15 protein-coding genes are annotated in these 16,707 nt (G+C 49.3%); 11 read left to right on the forward strand and 4 right to left on the reverse strand.

Annotated elements, in window-relative coordinates:
* Nucleotides 1-378: 378 nt before the first annotated feature.
* Nucleotides 379-639, reverse strand: coding sequence for a thioredoxin family protein (locus NW211_RS13095; RefSeq protein ID WP_258328157.1), 261 nt, complete (start codon nucleotides 637-639; stop codon nucleotides 379-381).
* 269 nt (nucleotides 640-908) lie between these two features.
* Between NW211_RS13095 and NW211_RS13100 the strand changes: the two genes are divergently transcribed.
* Nucleotides 909-2,198: a tetratricopeptide repeat protein gene (locus NW211_RS13100; RefSeq protein ID WP_258328158.1), complete on the forward strand. Its 1,290-nt coding sequence runs from the start codon at nucleotides 909-911 to the stop codon at nucleotides 2,196-2,198.
* A gap of 110 nt (nucleotides 2,199-2,308) precedes the next feature.
* Here NW211_RS13100 and NW211_RS13105 read toward each other — a convergent pair whose 3' ends face one another.
* Nucleotides 2,309-2,854 (reverse strand): nitroreductase family protein, encoded by a 546-nt coding sequence (locus tag NW211_RS13105; protein WP_258328159.1) that lies wholly within the window; start codon nucleotides 2,852-2,854, stop codon nucleotides 2,309-2,311.
* 6 nt (nucleotides 2,855-2,860) lie between these two features.
* Nucleotides 2,861-3,469: a riboflavin synthase gene (locus tag NW211_RS13110; protein ID WP_087408653.1), complete on the reverse strand. Its 609-nt coding sequence runs from the start codon at nucleotides 3,467-3,469 to the stop codon at nucleotides 2,861-2,863.
* A gap of 204 nt (nucleotides 3,470-3,673) precedes the next feature.
* Here NW211_RS13110 and NW211_RS13115 point away from each other — a divergent pair, with 204 nt between their 5' ends.
* The 4 genes from NW211_RS13115 (at nucleotide 3,674) to NW211_RS13130 (ending at nucleotide 7,237) form a co-directional block, all read left to right on the forward strand.
* Nucleotides 3,674-5,263, forward strand: a complete 1,590-nt coding sequence (locus NW211_RS13115) for a DUF4435 domain-containing protein (protein WP_087408652.1) — start codon at nucleotides 3,674-3,676, stop codon at nucleotides 5,261-5,263.
* Entirely contained in the window at nucleotides 5,256-6,143 is an 888-nt protein-coding gene (locus NW211_RS13120) for a 1,4-dihydroxy-2-naphthoate polyprenyltransferase (RefSeq protein ID WP_087408651.1), read from the forward strand. The genes NW211_RS13115 and NW211_RS13120 overlap by 8 nt, the downstream gene beginning before the upstream one ends.
* Nucleotides 6,140-6,676 carry a hypothetical protein gene (locus NW211_RS13125; protein ID WP_258328160.1) on the forward strand — a complete coding sequence of 179 codons (537 nt, stop codon included), beginning with the start codon at nucleotides 6,140-6,142 and terminating at the stop codon, nucleotides 6,674-6,676. The genes NW211_RS13120 and NW211_RS13125 overlap by 4 nt, the downstream gene beginning before the upstream one ends.
* Nucleotides 6,677-6,811: 135 nt before the next feature.
* Nucleotides 6,812-7,237: an Hsp20/alpha crystallin family protein gene (locus NW211_RS13130; protein ID WP_087408649.1), complete on the forward strand. Its 426-nt coding sequence runs from the start codon at nucleotides 6,812-6,814 to the stop codon at nucleotides 7,235-7,237.
* Nucleotides 7,238-7,360: 123 nt separating this feature from the next.
* Here NW211_RS13130 and NW211_RS13135 read toward each other — a convergent pair whose 3' ends face one another.
* Nucleotides 7,361-8,461, reverse strand: coding sequence for a glycosyltransferase (locus NW211_RS13135; protein WP_258328161.1), 1,101 nt, complete (start codon nucleotides 8,459-8,461; stop codon nucleotides 7,361-7,363).
* Between the two features lie 356 nt (nucleotides 8,462-8,817).
* Here NW211_RS13135 and NW211_RS13140 point away from each other — a divergent pair, with 356 nt between their 5' ends.
* The 6 genes from NW211_RS13140 (at nucleotide 8,818) to NW211_RS13165 (ending at nucleotide 16,696) form a co-directional block, all read left to right on the forward strand.
* Entirely contained in the window at nucleotides 8,818-9,615 is a 798-nt protein-coding gene (locus NW211_RS13140) for a polysaccharide biosynthesis/export family protein (RefSeq protein WP_258328162.1), read from the forward strand.
* Nucleotides 9,616-9,633: 18 nt separating this feature from the next.
* Entirely contained in the window at nucleotides 9,634-11,979 is a 2,346-nt protein-coding gene (locus tag NW211_RS13145; RefSeq protein ID WP_258328163.1) for a polysaccharide biosynthesis tyrosine autokinase, read from the forward strand.
* A gap of 75 nt (nucleotides 11,980-12,054) precedes the next feature.
* On the forward strand, nucleotides 12,055-13,221 hold the full coding sequence (locus NW211_RS13150; protein ID WP_258328164.1) for an O-antigen ligase family protein: 1,167 nt from the start codon (nucleotides 12,055-12,057) through the stop codon (nucleotides 13,219-13,221).
* Nucleotides 13,218-14,630, forward strand: a complete 1,413-nt coding sequence (locus NW211_RS13155; RefSeq protein ID WP_258328165.1) for a lipopolysaccharide biosynthesis protein — start codon at nucleotides 13,218-13,220, stop codon at nucleotides 14,628-14,630. The genes NW211_RS13150 and NW211_RS13155 overlap by 4 nt, the downstream gene beginning before the upstream one ends.
* A gap of 45 nt (nucleotides 14,631-14,675) precedes the next feature.
* Nucleotides 14,676-15,704 (forward strand): hypothetical protein, encoded by a 1,029-nt coding sequence (locus NW211_RS13160; RefSeq protein WP_258328166.1) that lies wholly within the window; start codon nucleotides 14,676-14,678, stop codon nucleotides 15,702-15,704.
* 17 nt (nucleotides 15,705-15,721) lie between these two features.
* Nucleotides 15,722-16,696, forward strand: a complete 975-nt coding sequence (locus NW211_RS13165) for an acyltransferase family protein (protein WP_258328167.1) — start codon at nucleotides 15,722-15,724, stop codon at nucleotides 16,694-16,696.
* Nucleotides 16,697-16,707 lie beyond the last annotated feature (11 nt).

Genomic DNA, 16,707 nt, shown 5'->3' on the forward strand with positions numbered 1-16,707 from the left:
GCTTTGCAGCAGCCGCTCGGCAGGCTATACAGCTTCGGGCTTCCTTTACCGATACACCCTGGCTCAAACATCTTTTTCCCGCGTTCGTCCCTCTCCGCCATTTTTCTTTCCGCTTTCTCCCATAGGCCGGATGGCTTCGCGCTTCGGTCATGCCGCACTTGGATGCGGCATCTAGTCACACCGACAAGATTACCCGTAAGATTCACTTTCCTGGACCCCGCATCACGTGCGGGGTGACACGGTGCGCATCGAGTGCGGGGTGACACGACCATAAGCAAAGGGATGACTTCTAAAAACAAGGCCGCATCGAGTATTTCCTACGTCAATAGAGTGCAGGATTGACCTCGATACGGCAGTTATATGGGTGTGGGAGATCGTTTATGCCTCCAGCGCTTTTTTGAAGATGGCTTCGACTTCGTTGGGGTAGATGCCGCCTTCGTGTACTTTTTCGTCGCCGATGTAGAACGTGGGCACGTAGTAATAGTCGTACTGGTCGGCGATGTCGGGATGCTCGGTCTCTTCGATTGTTTCGATAACGATGTCTTTGTATTCAGGCCGTTTTTTCAGTTCGTCGATGTAACTGAAAGCCCGTTTGCAGAAGGGACAGAGCGTTTGATAGAAAAGTTTTATCGGTTTCATATTATACAAGGATTAGGGTTTCGTGAGCAAATATACAATATAATTTTTCTGTTTATAGTTGTGTTTGTCTCTTATTACGTTTGATAGTCTCTTTTTATTTGGTTGGCAGTCGTAGTTTACAGTCTGGTGAAGTTGCTGGATATGTGTTTTTCTTTTGTTTACAGAGGGGGTAGAGAAAAGTTCTTTATCTCGATGACCTTGTTTTTTAACTTTTTTACTATATTTGTTTACAAATGAAATCTATACATGATTGAAAAACATAAAAGACGATGTACAGAAAAATAGTTTTTGCTCTCCTGTTCATGCCTTTATGGGTATGGGGTGTTGTACCTACGGTAGTTAACGATACAACCTCCGAGGCGTTGTATCGCTTAGGATTAGAGTATTTGACCGGCAACGATTCGTTGGGTATCTACATGAATGAAGAGAAGGGAGTCGAATTGATACGCCAAGCTGCCGAGCGAGGAAGTGCTCCGGCTCAGTTCAGATTAGCTCTTTGTTATGAAGAAGGACAGGGGGTATCACAAGATTATGCGCAAGCTGTTTATTGGTACCGTCAAGCTGCCGAACGGGGAGATGCTTGGGCTCAATTCAATTTGGCTATTTGTTATGCCAAAGGACAAGGCGTGTCACAAGATTATGGACAGGCCTTTTTTTGGTATCGTCAGGCGGCCGAACAAGGAGATGCTTGGGCTCAGTACAATTTAGCTATTTGTTATGCCAAAGGAGAAGGCGTGTCACAAGATTATGGACAGGCCTTTTTTTGGTATCGTCAGGCGGCTGAACAGGGAGATGTTCCGGCTCAGTACAATTTGGCTGGCTGTTATAGCAAAGGGTGGGGCATACCTCAGGATTATGAGCGGGCCGTTTACTGGTATCGTCGGGCGGCCGAACAGGGAGATGCTTGGGCTCAGTACGGTTTGGCTGGCTGTTATGCTGAAGGACAAGGCGTGTCACAAGATTATGGGCAGGCCGTTTATTGGTATCGTCAGGCCGCCGAGCGAGGAAATGCTCCGGCTCAGTACAGTTTGGCTGGCTGTTATGCTGAGGGACAAGGGGTTTCACAAGATTATGGGCAGGCCGTTTATTGGTATCGTCAGGCTGCTGAGCAGGGAGATGCTTGGGCTCAACACAATTTGGCTGTTTATTATGCTGAAGGAGAAGGCGTGTCACAAGATTATGGGCAGGCCGTTTATTGGTATCGTCAGGCTGCTGAGCAGGGAAATGCTTGGGCTCAGCACAATTTAGCTGTTTGTTATGCTGAAGGAGAAGGCGTGTCACAAGATTATGGGCAGGCCGTTTATTGGTATCGTCAGGCCGCCGAGCAGGGAGATGCTCGGGCTCAACACAATTTGGCTGTTTGTTATGCTGAAGGACAAGGGGTTTCACAAGATTATGGGCAGGCTATTTATTGGTGGCGGAAGGCCGCCGAGCAAGGCGATGCTGAGGCTCAATACAGTTTGGGCATTTGCTATGAGGAGGGATTAGGTGTTAATCAGGACAGCAAACAGGCCGAGTATTGGAAGAATCTGGCTATTCAAAACGGATATCAGCCATGATAGCTCGTCCCGATTGCCTATGATAAAGAGTGTAACGAATAAATAAAATAGACAGACACAGCCGGGCAGGACTATCCTACCCGGCTGTGTCTATACTATGGAGTGAGGTCTCAGTATTTGTTATACGAAATCACCTCGCTGGCGGGTTTGCGTTTCTTCTCGCGCAGGGGTTGGGTAGAGTATCCCAGCACGATGTCGAGCAGGACCCGTTTTTTGTCGGGGATGTGGAGCAGACGGCGGACAGCTTTTTCGTCGAACCAGCCGAGGATGCAGCTGCCCAGCCCTTCGGCGGTGGCGGCGAGGGTGATGTGGGCGGCGGCGATGCCGATGTCGAGCAGCGGGAATTGCTTGTCTTTGATGATACCGCCGATGCCGGCCGTGAAGTTGGGTCGCTCTTCGACCACAAGTATGTGCACGGGGGCCTGTTTGGTGAAGTGGTTCATCCCCAGCAGGCGGCTGGCCACGGCGTCGGCCACCTGGTTGCGCAGCTCGGGTTCGTCGACTACGATGAAGTGCCACGGCTGGGCGTTGCAGGCCGAAGGGGCCAGACGGGCGGCCTCGACGATGCGGGCCACCTTTTCGGGTTCTACCGGACGATTGGGGTCGTATTGCCGGTCGCTCTGCCGGTGGGCAATGAGTTCATAAATATCGGTCATGGCAGTTTATGCTTTTTCGAAGTGCATGATGCGGCTGATGTATTTGCCGATGATGTCGAACTCGAGGTTGACGATGCTGCCGACTTCGATCTGGTGGAAGTTGGTGTGTTCGTAGGTGTAGGGGATGATGGCCACCTGGAAGCTGTTATCCTGCGAGTTGCATACGGTGAGGCTCACGCCGTTGACCGTTACCGAGCCCTTCTCGACGGTCATGTAGCCCTTGGCGGCCATCTTGGGGTCGAGGTCGTAGACGAAGGTGTAGTAGCGGCTGCCGTCGACCAGGTCGATTCGTTCGCAACGGGCTGTCTGGTCTACGTGGCCCTGCACGATGTGTCCGTCGAGGCGGCCGTTCATGAGCATGCTGCGCTCGAGGTTCACCTTGTCGCCCACCTTGAGCGAGCCCAGGTTGGTGCGGTCGAGGGTCTCCTGTATGGCGGTGACGGTGTAGCAGTCGCCGTCGATGTCGACCACGGTGAGGCATACGCCGTTGTGTGCGACGCTTTGGTCTATCTTCAATTCGTGCGTGAACGAACTCTTGAGCGTGAGGTGCAGATTGCCGTTATCGTGTTTGAGGGCTACGATGGGAGCGGCTTCTTCGACAATTCCTGAAAACATAGTTTTGATGAGTTAGCGGTTAAAAATCGTATTCAACGATACGGAGAGGCAGAGGCTGCGGAACTATATTTTCCCCGGTTTGCCCGTGCCGAACCGTATCCTACGGTTTTACAAATGTAGAAAAATAGTTCGGTATCTTGTATGGATTATTCCCGAAAATAGTTATTTTTGAGAAAGGATTTCTGTAACATTAAAACGTGTACCATGGAAATATCGCTCCCGAAAAAAAACAATGGTTTGCCGGGCGATAAATTGTCGTCGCGAACCGTAACCGTGATTGGTGCCAATGGTGCGGGCAAGAGCCGTTTCGGTTTGGAAATAGCCCGCCAGAGCAAGGAGCACGCCTTTTGGCTTTCGGCACAGAAGGCACTGTGCCTTATGCCGCCGCACGAGGTGTGGCCCGGCTCTATCGAGGCGCAGTACAAGGAGGCTATCGATCGTTCGCACTACGTCTCGAAAGAGACTCCTACCGAGTTTGACCAGTTGCTCTTCCTGCTGCTGAGCGAGGAGTTTCGCAACCTGTTCAGCTACAAGTTCGAGGTACAGAAAGGGGGGCATGTGGAGTTGCCCCGTACCCGTCTGGACCGGGTGCAGAAGTTGTGGGAACGCATATTCCCCAAGAACAAGATGCTGCGGGCCGAAGGCAAGCTGCTGATTCAGAGCGAGGACTCCGAACCCTTCAACCCGTTGCGCCTGAGTTCGGGCGAAAAGGCGGTGCTTTACTACATCGCGGGGGTGCTCTATGCTATGCCCGATGCCGTGATTCTGGTCGAGGACCCCGAATTTTATCTGCATCACTCCATCTTGAAATCGTTGTGGGATTCCATAGAGAGCCTGCGCAAGGATTGTACCTTTGTCTATTTGACGCACGACATCGACTTTGCCGCGTCGCGGGTCGAGAGCACTTGTATCTGGGTGCGGTCGTTCGATGCCGAGCACATGACCTGGGACTACGAGTTTATCAACGACAGCGACTCTTTCCCCGAGGGCATGTATCTCGATATATTGGGCAGCCGCAAACCGGTGCTTTTTATTGAGGGGGCAGCTACGGGCAGTATCGATGTGAAGCTCTATCCCTATATTTTCCCCGAGTATATCGTGAAGCCGTTGGGCGGTTGCAACAAGGTAATCGAGGCTACACGAGCCTTTGCCGACTTGAAGGAGATACACCACCTCGAATCGCGAGGTATCGTCGACCGCGACCGGCGCACCGAGCGCGAGGTCGAGTATCTGCGCAGCCGTCACATCTATGTGCCCGAGGTGGCCGAGGTGGAGAATCTGCTGATGCTCGAGGGGGTAATCAAGGCTGTGGCCCGGCGTATGAAGCGCAATGCCAACAAGGTGTTCGAGATTGTGAAGAACAACGTCATCCAGCTCTTTGCGCAGGAGATCGAGTCGCAGGCATTGCTGCATACGCGCCACCGCATACGGCGTAATCTGGAGTACAAGATAGACCGTCGGTTCAACGACATAGCTTCGTTTGAAGACCACATCGACCACCTGACCGACGATACCGACGTGCGAGGCTTGTATAACAACATTTGCAATCAATTTCGTACCTTTGTCAAAAATCGGGATTACCGGTCGGTGCTGAAGGTCTATAACCAGAAGTCGATGGTCACCAACAGCAACGTGTGCAATCTGTGCGGCTTGGCCAATAAAGACAAGTATCTGCGGATAATCCTCACGATACTGCGCGACAATCACCCCGAAGCAGAGACGATACGCAGCTCGATACGGGCCTGTTTCAAAATAGACGATCAAGAAGAGAAAGAAGAAAAGAATAATGAATAAGAGTTGGATTTCGGCGGCTCGTCCCCGCACCCTGCCGGCCTCGGCGAGTCCGGTGATAGCTGCCTCGGCCTATGCCTTTTACGACGGATCCTTCCGTTGGGCCCCGGCACTCCTTTGCCTGTTGTTTGCCCTGTTGGCGCAGATTGCCTCCAACATGGCCAACGACTATTTCGATTACGTGAAGGGCAGCGATACGGCCCAGCGGGTAGGCCCTCGCCGGGCTGTAGCCTCGGGCGACATTTCGCCGCGAGCCATGCTTGTGGGCACGTTCCTGGTGTTGGGGTTGGCCTGTCTGGTGGGGCTGGGGCTTGTCTTTTTTGCCGGGTGGTGGCTGATACCCGTGGGTATTGTCATCGCACTCTTTGCACTGGCCTATACGGCAGGGCCCTATCCGTTGGCCTATCACGGGCTGGGCGACCTCACGGTCTTCCTCTTTTTCGGATTGATAGCCGTCAACTTCACCTACTACGTGCAGGCGTTGCATTTCGATATGGCGGTCTTTCTCCTCTCCATTGCCATGGGGTTGCTATCGATCAATATCCTGTTGGTGAACAACTACCGCGACATGGAGGAGGATGCAGCTGCCAACAAGCGCACGACTGTGGTACTCTTCGGACGTCCCTTTGCCCGCGGGTGGTACCTGGTCAACGGCTTTGTGGCCGTGGGGCTGGTGTTGCCGTCGCTGCTCCCCTTGGCTCCCTATTACGAAGGGTTGGTTCCCGTGGTGCTGTACCTGATTTTACATGTGACGACTTGGGTAGAGATGGGGCGTCGCCGTGGCGTTGCCTTGAATCCACTATTGGGTGGAACGGCTCGTAATCTGTTGATATTTACGCTATTGATTTCGCTAGTATGGATTTGTAAAAGCGTGTGGTTATGAAGAAGATGCTCCTTCTCGCCTTCGTGGTGGGACTGTCGGTACTGCCCATGTGGGGGCAGTCGTCGGGCATCATGCCTCGCAAGAGAGCTGTGCCCAAAATCTCGACGAGACAGATGGACAAGCCGGCGGTCGACACCGACCCGAGTCCCATTGTACGGGAGGGGAAGGACGATAACGACTCGACGCTTTATGGCGCGTTGCGCTTTTCGCCGCTGGCGGTCGACATGCTGGCCTTCGACAAGCGCATGAGCGATACGCGCGAGAGCTTTCTGCTGCGCAACAATACGCCGTTCAGGCTCTCGCGGGTCGTGCTCCAACTCTTCTACCGCGACCCCGGTGGTCAGATGATCGACTATCGCACCCAGACGGTCGATTGCGACCTTTTGCCCGGGACCACGCGCAAGTGCGAAATCGACAGTTTCGACCGTTCGCGCAACTATTACCATGTCGACTCTCCTCCGACTCGCGTCTCGGGACGTCCCTTTGTCGTTACCTATAAGGTACTGCGTTACGATATAGTGGTGGAGCCGTAACGCTTTTTGAGCTTTTCTCGTCAACTTTAACGCCCTCTATCCAAGCCAAAGGGCGGGCCTCTTTGTTGTAAGGGAGAACGACGCGACAAACTGTCCGTCGACTTAACGTATAAACTTATTTAGGAGGTAAAGATTATGACACCTGCAAAGCATCAACAAAACTGGCTCCCCGGTATTTTCAACGATTTTTTCGGCAACGAGTGGATTGCCAAGACCAACAGTGCCGCCCCGGCTATCAATATTGTAGAGACCGAGAAGGCCTATGAGGTAGAGATTGCGGCTCCCGGTATTACCAAAGACGATTTTGAAATTACGGTCGATAAAGACAATCATCTGGTAATCACGGTCGAGCGTAAACAAGAGGAAGACGAGAAGAGTAAGAAGGGGCGCTATCTGCGCAGAGAGTTCTCTTATTCTCAATTTCAACAGACCCTCATCTTGCCCGATAATGTCGATACCGATGCCATCGAGGCTTGCCAGAACAACGGCGTGTTGACGGTGAAGATTCCCAAAAAGAGCGCCCCTGCCGTATCGGAGAAGAAGAAAATCGCGGTTAAATAGCCGCTGCTTGGTACGAAGGTACAAAGTTCGGATAATCGAGGAGGTCGTGCCCCGCTTGAGCGGCATGGCCTCTTCGTTTTTTTATACCCTGATTTTTGCCGGGCCCCGATGAGGTATGACTGGTTATCGCCAAGTGAAATTCTTTTTCCGGGAGGCTGAACCTATGATGTTGAAATAGAGGTTTACCCACGGTTGCAAAAACGAGAAGAGGGGCAGGGCGAATGTGTAGCGGGGAGTGTGGAATATTTTGGCCGCACGCCGGTATACCACCGCTTTAATGACAAAAATCGACACAGCCGGCAACAGGGCTATGATGGCCAAGAGCCAGTTGTTCAAAATGCCCCAGGCCAACAGCAGGATAAACAGAATGTTGAAGGTATAGTCGAATACCTTGCCCATGCCGAATACCGCCTTGGCTGCCGTATGCAGGTATTTTGCGGTAAAGTCGTATTGCAGTTTCAGCTCTTTCCAGGCCCCGTGATTGTCGTGGTAGACGGCGGTCATTTGGGAAGAGGGTGAGAGTTCTACCCGGGTGTTTTCTCGGGTAGCTATCTCATTGATAAATAGGTCGTCGTCGCCATAGTGCAGATGCAAGTGCTTTGAGAAACCCTTGTTCTTGAAGAAGAGCTCTTTGCGATAGGCCAAATTGGAACTCTCGCCCATGTAGGGACGCCCGATGAGGGCAAACGAGAGGTAACGCAGTGTAAAGAGCAATTTGTCGTAGATGTAGTAGCCGAAATCGTGGGGGGCTTTCTCTTTCGATTGCATGGAGGTGTAGCCCAGCACAATGTCGGTGCCCGGTACAAAATTGCGGGCGATGGCGGCCAACCATTGGCTGTCGGGCGGGCAGCAGTTGGCATTGGTGAATACGACGATGTCGTATTGGGCTGCTTTCACTCCGAGCGTGAGAGCCAGTTTTTTGTGGCTCAGGTTGCGCGACCCTTCGGGTACATAGGTGTGGTATAGGTTGTCGTATTGAGTCTGCAGAGCGGTGAGGATGTCTTTCGAGTCGTCGGTCGAGTCGTCGTTGACCACGATAACTTCGAATTGCGGATAATCCTGGTTCAGGATACGGGGCATGAACTGGATAAGGTTCTCGGCATCGTTCTGGGCATAGACGATGACCGATAGGGCCGGACGCTCGGCCGAGTAGGGAATCTTACCCTTTTCGCTCTTTCTGTAAAAGCGGAACGGGCGGTCGAACAGGTAAAACTGATAGACCATTTCGATAATCCAAATCAAAGCAAATATCCCGACTCCATATATTTCGGGGAGGGAGAGATTCCAAGAAAAGTTCAAGTCCATAACGTATATCAAAAAGTGTTACAAACGTACATAAACTTTTTCAAACAAGGAGCCTTATGGCCCGTTTAAATCATTTGTAGGAAAAGCGATTGAATTTTTGAAAAGACGGTTAAGATTTTGATAGTAAGAATCTTTTCGAAGATTAAAGAAAATAGGGTAAAAAACTGTTATGAAAACTGTCAAAAGATAAGAGGGGCGATATAATAAACGAGGGGGGTACATCGTTATAAATTAGAATTATTTTCTGGAAATTCCGGGAAGAAAAAAATAGTGTAATGAAAATAAACCGGTTAAGTATTTTTGCCCTTTTGTTGGTGCTCACGTCGTGTGCTACCAATAAGACGACTTATTTTGAAAATTTGGATGCAGAGCAGGTAAGCGGCCAGGTCGATGTAGGTAATTACGAGTTGCGTATTGCCCCCGACGATATGCTTTCTATTACCGTTTCGTCGGTTGTACCCGATGCTGCTGCACCTTACAATTTGCCTGCAGTATCTTATTCTGAACCTGGGAAAGAGGAACTTACGATTGTTCCCAATCTGCAGGTTTATACCGTAAGTCGTGATGGTGACATTTATTTCCCGATTGTGGGGCGTATTCATGCAGCCGGAATGACTCGTAACGAGTTGGCCAAATATATCGAAGACAAGATTCGTCCCGAGTTGGAAGATCCCTTTGTGCTGGTACAGTTTATGAACTTCAAAGTCGTTGTATTGGGCGAAGTGAAGAATCCGGGTCAGATTCCTGTTCAGACCGAACGGGTGTCGGTCCTCGATGCCATCGGTGCCGCCGGCGACTTGACCATCTATGGCGAGCGTAAGAATGTACTGCTGATACGCGAAGAGGATGGCAAGCGCATATTCCATCGCTTCGACCTGACCGACAAGGCGTTGTTCGAGTCGCCCTATTTCTATTTGAAGCAAAACGATGTAGTCTATGTCATGCCCAACCGGGCTCAGCGCAACAACTCGGATTATAACCAGTTGGCCTCGTACCGTATTTCGGTAGCCGGTACGGTAGTGAGTGCAATTTCGGTTTTGGCTTCGTTGGCCATAGCGTTGTTTATTAAGTAAAAAAGAAAATACCCGTTTATGGAAGAAAATTATACCTCCGAAAGAAGAAACGATAGTGTCGATGTCGTGGCCTTGTGGCGTGCGATTTGCAGAAAATGGTATCTCTTTGTCGGTTCTGTAGTGATATGCGTGGGATTGGTCGTTTGCTATTTGAAGATTGCCAAGCCACAATACGAAGTGCTGGCCGATATTCTGGTCAACGAAGACGAAAAGAAGGGCAGTAGCGGCGGCTTGTCGTCTTTGGTGAGCGAGGTGTCGGGAGGAGGATTCTCCTTGGACGGTATGATAGGCGGAGGTTCGGTAAATGATGAAATCTTGGTGATTTCGTCTCATACCATCATTCGCGAAATGGTGCAGCGACTCGAGCTGAACAAGGTTTATACGAGCAAGAAGAATTTTTTCAGCAAGAAAGAATATTATGGCAATTCGCCCATTACGGTCGATGTGCCCGAGTCGATGTTGGATACTCTGGTCTCCGGATTTGTTGTGAAAGTGCAGACCGACAAGTCGAGTGATAAGATCAAGGTGGTGCTGAAGCGGGGATTCTTTGAAACTTTGGCCGAGACCGAAGCCACCTCGTTCCCGATAAAAGTCGATTATGGCGAGGGGATAGTCATTGACAAGACTCCCTACTATAAACCGGACGAGAAGTTGCGCTTTGTGGCTCATATCAACGGATACGATGCACAGGCCGAACGGTTGGCGAAACGTCTCGAAATAGACCTGTCGGATAAAAAAGCCAATGGCATCTCTTTGAAAATCGAAGATTCGAACCGGCGCAGGGGACAAGATATGCTCGATACCCTTATCGAATGCTACAACGAGGATGCCGTGCTGAATAAAAACCTGAAAGCCGAGAACATGCTGGCCTTTATCGATGATCGTTTGATAACGGTCGAGAACGAGTTGCATGAGGCCGAGCGGGTTATCGAACAGTATAAACGGGAAAACGACCTCTCGGATATTAACTCTGAGGCCAAAATTATTCTTGAGGCCAACAGCCAGTATCGCAAACTGTTGCTCGAGGCCGAGACGCAATATTCGATTATTTCGATGGTAGACAGTTTCTTGAATCGGCCCGAAAACAAATATTCGTTGGTGCCGGTTACAACCGGTCTTCCCGACAAGGGTGCTGCCGAGGCTATCAACGAGTATAACAAGTTGTTGCTGGAGCGGATGCGTCTGTTGCGTACGGCCAAGGACTCGAACTTGTCGTTGCTTACGCTTACGGCTCAGATTGATGCCATGCGTGAGAATATCTTGAACACGGTATCTAAGGCCAAGGAGAGCTCGGATATAGCTCGAGCCGATTTGAAGAAGCAGGAAGCCGAGTTTAAGAATAGACTTCGTGGATTCCCTGAGCAGGAGAGAGCCTACCTGGATATCAAGCGGAATCAGATGATTAAAAACGAACTGTATACCTTCTTGATGAAACGACGTGAGGAGAATGCCATGACCTTGGCTTCGACCTCGCCCAAATGTCGTATTGTCAATGCGGCCTATAGCAAGAACAAACCGGTATCGCCCCAGTCGTTGCTGTTGCTGGCTATTGCCTTTGGTGTGGGGCTGGTGCTGCCGATGGTCTATCTCTACGGGAAGAGTATCTTCAACGTCAGGTTTGCTACCCGCAACGACCTGCGTCGTCTCACCAATCTGCCTGTGGCCGGTGAAATCGGGCACAACTCATCGTCTGAATATCTGGTGATGAAAGGTCACAGCAATTCGCCGGTAGCCGAGATGTTCCGTTTGTTGCGCTCCAACTTGCAGTTCATCTTGCCCGGAAATGAAAAGCGGGTACTGTTGGTAACTTCTTCCGAGCCGGGTGAGGGTAAATCGTTTGTCAGCCTCAATCTGGCCTATGCGATTGCCATGACCGGCAAGCGCACGGTCTTGATCGACCTGGATTTGCGTAGCCCGCAAATAGCCAATTATCTGGGCCTGTCGTCGACATCGGGTTTGACCAGTTATCTGATAGCCAAGAATGGAATGGATGAGAGCTCGTTGATTCAGTCGCCGGTCGAGTCGCTCGACGTCATTACGGCCGGGCCTGTTCCGCCCAATCCTTCCGAGTTGCTGCTCTCTCCCCAATTGGATAATCTGATGAACGACCTGCGTAAACGCTACGACTATGTGATTATCGATACGGCTCCGGTTGAACGTGTATCCGATACCTTCTCGTTGACTCGCTTTGCCGATGCTACGCTCTATGTTTGTCGAGCCAACTATACACCCAAGAACAGCGTATTCAATGCGATGGATTTTGCGGCAGAGGGCTCGTTGAAGAATGTCATATTTGTACTGAACGATACGGAAGTAACACACACATACGGATATTCGGAGGAGAAACATACGAGAAGAGGATAAGCCATGGTTTCCTTGAATAAAATATTCTTTGGGCTGTTCTTCTTGATGCTCATTGTAGGAGTTTATACCTATCAGATGTTATGGTTTCAAAGCTCCGATGAGTTGATCACGTTGCTGATGGCGCTGTTGTGCATGTTGGATATGCTGGCCAATAAGAATCACCAGCGGTACAAGGGCCTGTTTGCGGTTGTCGGGGTGATGACATTCTATTTGTTGTACTCCATGTTTGCCCTTCATTACAACACGCCCAAGGCGATTCTGTACGATTTCTTTATCCAGATCAAACCCTTTATCGCCTTTTATGCCGCCTATTCCATGGGTGTTCGGTTCGATGCTTCCCAGAAGCAGTTCCTCAAACGGTTGTGTGTATTCCTGAGTGGGCTGATGCTGTTGATTATCCTTTCGGGGTTTGGAATGAAATTCTTTTTTCATGTAGCCCATTACGGTATTATCAGTACGGTTTTGTTCCTGATATACTATTATTGCTCCTATCAAAATCTTACCAAGAGAGACAAGATTGTGATGATGCTCCTGTTGGCGGTGGGCTTTTTCAGTACCCGTTCCAAATTTTATGGCTTCTTCGTGGTGGCCATGTATATCTTCTTTTGGTACAAACCGGGAATATTGGTACGGGTCAAACTCAAACAATGGATAACGATTGCTCTGGTGTTTTGTGTCGTATTGTATGTGGCTTGGGGTAAGATAAACTATTATTTCATCTCGTCGGGATTGTTTACCGGTTCGGAAGACCAGAAGGACTCTTTTGCAAGAGCTATATTATATGTGCGCTCTCCCGAAATTCTGATGGACCATTTTGTCTTTGGCTCGGGATTGGCCTCTTATGCGACCTACTCATCGGGCGACGTGGGCTACTCAAGAGTGTATGAGAATTATAATATCGAGAACGTGTGGGGGTTGCAAGAGGGAGATTGCCCCTTTGTTTCCGATACCTTTTTCCCCGAACTGGTTCAGTTTGGTATCGTGGGGATTATCCTGTTCTTCTACTTTTGGGTATGGGTATATAGGAAGATAAAGCCCAGGGATGCCGATGTCGAGTCGTTACAACTGTATAAGATAGGGTTGTTGATTATTGCTTTTGCTACCATCGAATCGGTTGCGGGCAGTGCTTTTCTGCAAGGCTCGGGCATTATTGTTATGATTCTGTTGGGCTTTGTGGTCAGAGATGTTTCTATATTGAAGGAACGGCATGCAAAGGCTGAAACGAGAATAGAAAGAGTATGAATAGAAGCCGGAAATTTATCAACGATATTTTTATTTATGCCATAGGAAACTTAGGCTCCAAGTTGATAACTTTCCTATTGGTCCCTCTGTATACCTATTTTATTGCTCCCGACGATTTTGGTTACTACGATATTGCCCTGAATATATCGTTTTTGGGAATCGGGGTCCTCTCGTTTCAGTTGCGGGATGGGGTATTCCGTTTTTTGCTTGACAACGAAGACGATAGGATAAGAAAAGATATCATATCGTTTACCTGTCGGTTTCTGTTGAGGTCGACTCTTGTCGCTTTTGCCATAGGGCTCGTCTGTCTCCTCTTTTTCGAGATACGGTTTCTACCTTGGATTGTAGCCTTGACCGTTGTATTCATGTTTTACGAGATTTATATTCAAGTCATTCGAGGGCTGGGAAAGAATGTCTATTTCGTTTATATAGGTATTCTGACGTCGTTCCTGACGATTGTTTTCAGTTGCTTGTTTATCATTGGCTTGGATTGCGGGGTGCTGGGTATCTTTTATGCCAATATCTTGTCGCGACTCCTTTCGATGTGTATTATCGAATGCAAGTTGAGAATCTTGAAGAGGTATTTCCGATATGATTTTTCCGACCCCCAGATCAATCGTGAGATGATCAGATATTCGTTGCCCCTTCTGCCCAATGCCTTGTGCTGGTGGTTGCTGGGAAGTTCCAACCGATTGTTTATCGATCACTATCTGGGGCTCGAGTCCAATGGTATTTATGCCGTGGCCATGAAGTTCGCCTCGATTCTCGAGACCTTCTCGCTGATTATCTATCAGGCATGGCAGGAGACGGCCATTAAACAATATGGTTCGCAGGACAAGAACAGCTTCTTCTCGTCGGTATTGTATGCCCAGATGTATGTCTTTTCGGCATTTGTGATTTTGGTAATTTTTGCGATTAAATGGAATTACGGATGGTTGGTCGATGAGAATTTCCAGGCCAGTGCCCAATATCTATTCCCGATGGGAATATCGGTCATCTTTTTCTCGCTGACTTCGTTTTTCGATATGGGGTATCAGTGCTCCAAAGAGACGGCGCGGAACCTGCCCGGGGTTATCCTGGCGACGGCACTGAATTTGCTGCTCAATTTCCTGCTGATACAGCGGTGGGCCATTTGGGGCATCGTGGCCTCTTCGATTCTCACCTACCTGTTTCTCTTCCTGTATCGCATGGTCGATTCACGACGGTTCTTCCGGGTGAGGATTCCTTATGCAGGAATGATTCCGCTGGGCGGTTGTCTGGTCGCCGGGTTTATTTACTATGGAGTTTCGAGTATCTATCTTCAAATTCTATACGTGGCTATTTTGATGGTTCTCTTGTGGATAGCCATGCCGCGTTATGTAAAAGAACAATTAGTGCAGGTGGGTATGGCCAAATTGCGAAAAAAATGATTACCTTTCCCGATGCGTTATCAGCTGAACCAAGGATAATAGATCATGAATATAAAAATATATACCCGGAAAAACGACCCGAATGATGCGGTAAATTATTATCTGCAACTCATCAGGCAAGCGCTGGAAGAGCGATATGGCGCGTGTGTAGAGCCGGTTTCCTCGATAAAGGATATAGCACGCGACGATGTGGTTGTCACGATTTCGCCGGCAGCCTATTTCCTCTTGCTGTTGAAAAATCCCAACCAAAAGATCATCTACTGGTTCCAGGGTATTTTTGCCGAGGAGGTGGCCTATCTCTATTCGGGCTTGAAAAATGCGCTCAAGGTAAAACTTTTTACCTATCTGGAACATCACATATTGAAACATGCTCTGCTGGTGATATTCATTTCGGAGTCGATGCGCCAATATTATCGTAGAAAGTGTGGTTATGACAAGACGAATTATGTAATCATACCCTGTTTCAACAAGCAAAAAACAGACTCTGTTTCTCACATCCTTGCTGATAACGGGCATAAATACGACAGGGCTTCGTTTGTCTATGCCGGTTCGGTGAATCAATGGCAGTGCATAGAAGAAACGGTATATCTGTTTTCATTGATAAAAAAGCGGATAGAGCAGGCTACCTTGACTTTGTTGACCGCCGATAAGAAAGAGGCGCAACGCATTGCGGAGGCATACCATGTCTCGGCCGAAATCAAATATATCCCTTTGAAGGAGTTGGATAAAGAGCTGCAAAAATATAAATACGGCTTTATCCTCAGACGGGATATTCCGTTGAACCGGGTTTCGACTCCTACCAAATTGAGCTCATATCTGGCCAACGGTGTGATACCTGTCTATTCTACTGTCATAGACGCTTTTCAGAAACCGCTTGCCGGTAAACATTATGCGATTCCTGCCGATATAAACGATTTGAACGGGTTGTGTGAACGAATATGTTCGTTCGATTCTCAGCCGGTGGATATAGACCTTATGGAGCAGGAGTATACGGCTGTTTTTGACAGCTTCTACAACGAGGCCGATTACAAGCGGTTGTTGATTCGGACCTTGGACAGGGAGTTGGATATATAAGGCTCGACAAGTGTGATATGGAAAAGGTGCGGGACATTTCATTCGATATAGCCAAAGGGATAGGTATTATCCTGGTGGTTATAGGTCATTATGTACCCGACGATGCTCCGCTGTGGTATACCGGCCTCGTGCGGTTTATCTACTATTTCCACATGCCGCTTTTCTTTATCATAGCGGGTTATTTTTACGATTGCTCTACCCGTCGGACAGACTATCTGCCATTTGTGTGGAGCAAGTTCCAGCGTCTGATGCTTCCCTACTTTATTCTTTCGTGGGCTATCGTGGGTACCAAGGTGGGGATAGGCCGTGTGATGCAGGTAGACCATCCGGTGACACTCGATGCGCTGTATCGCGTGTTCTATTTGCCCGAGGCGGGATATTTCCTGTGGTTCGTGTATGTGCTGTTCCTTACGTTTTGCCTGGCTCCTCTCTTCAAAAAAGGAGGTCGGCTCATTATCTTCTCGATAATGGCATTGGGGCTGTTCTTTTGGGACACGGCGCCACAGAGCTTTTGTATCAGGCAGTTGTGCTCTCATTTGGCCTTCTTCGTGTGGGGCATGTGGGTGGCTCGGTCGGGAGGTTTACAGCTGGCGATGAGGCGGTATCCGCTGTTATGGGGAGTGATTACGATAAGTTTTTCGTTCGCTTATGGCCACGTGCAGTCCGGGGTAGTGGCTACTCTCTTTTTATTGGTGTTGGGCATTACCGGTAGCTTTATGGTACTCTCGGTTTCGGCCTGGCTTTCGCGTTTGGCGGGGCCGGTATCGCTAGGTTTGAGTCGGATAGGGGTGATGTCGATGACTATCTATCTTTTTCATACCTGGATTATGGGTGGTGGGAAAGCGATTTTAACACATATATTGTCGGGTGGTAATACAATAGAGTTTGTGCTCTCTGCGTTATTTATAATAGGAGCGGGAATTGTTGGTCCCATTTGTCTCTACAAGTGGGTGTGGACAAAAAACAAGTTTACCGCTCGGATATTTAAATAACCTGCACGCCG

Origin of the sequence: Barnesiella sp. ET7, from assembly GCF_024733785.1 — a bacterium.
Classification (GTDB): Bacteria; Bacteroidota; Bacteroidia; order Bacteroidales; family Barnesiellaceae; genus Barnesiella; species Barnesiella merdigallinarum.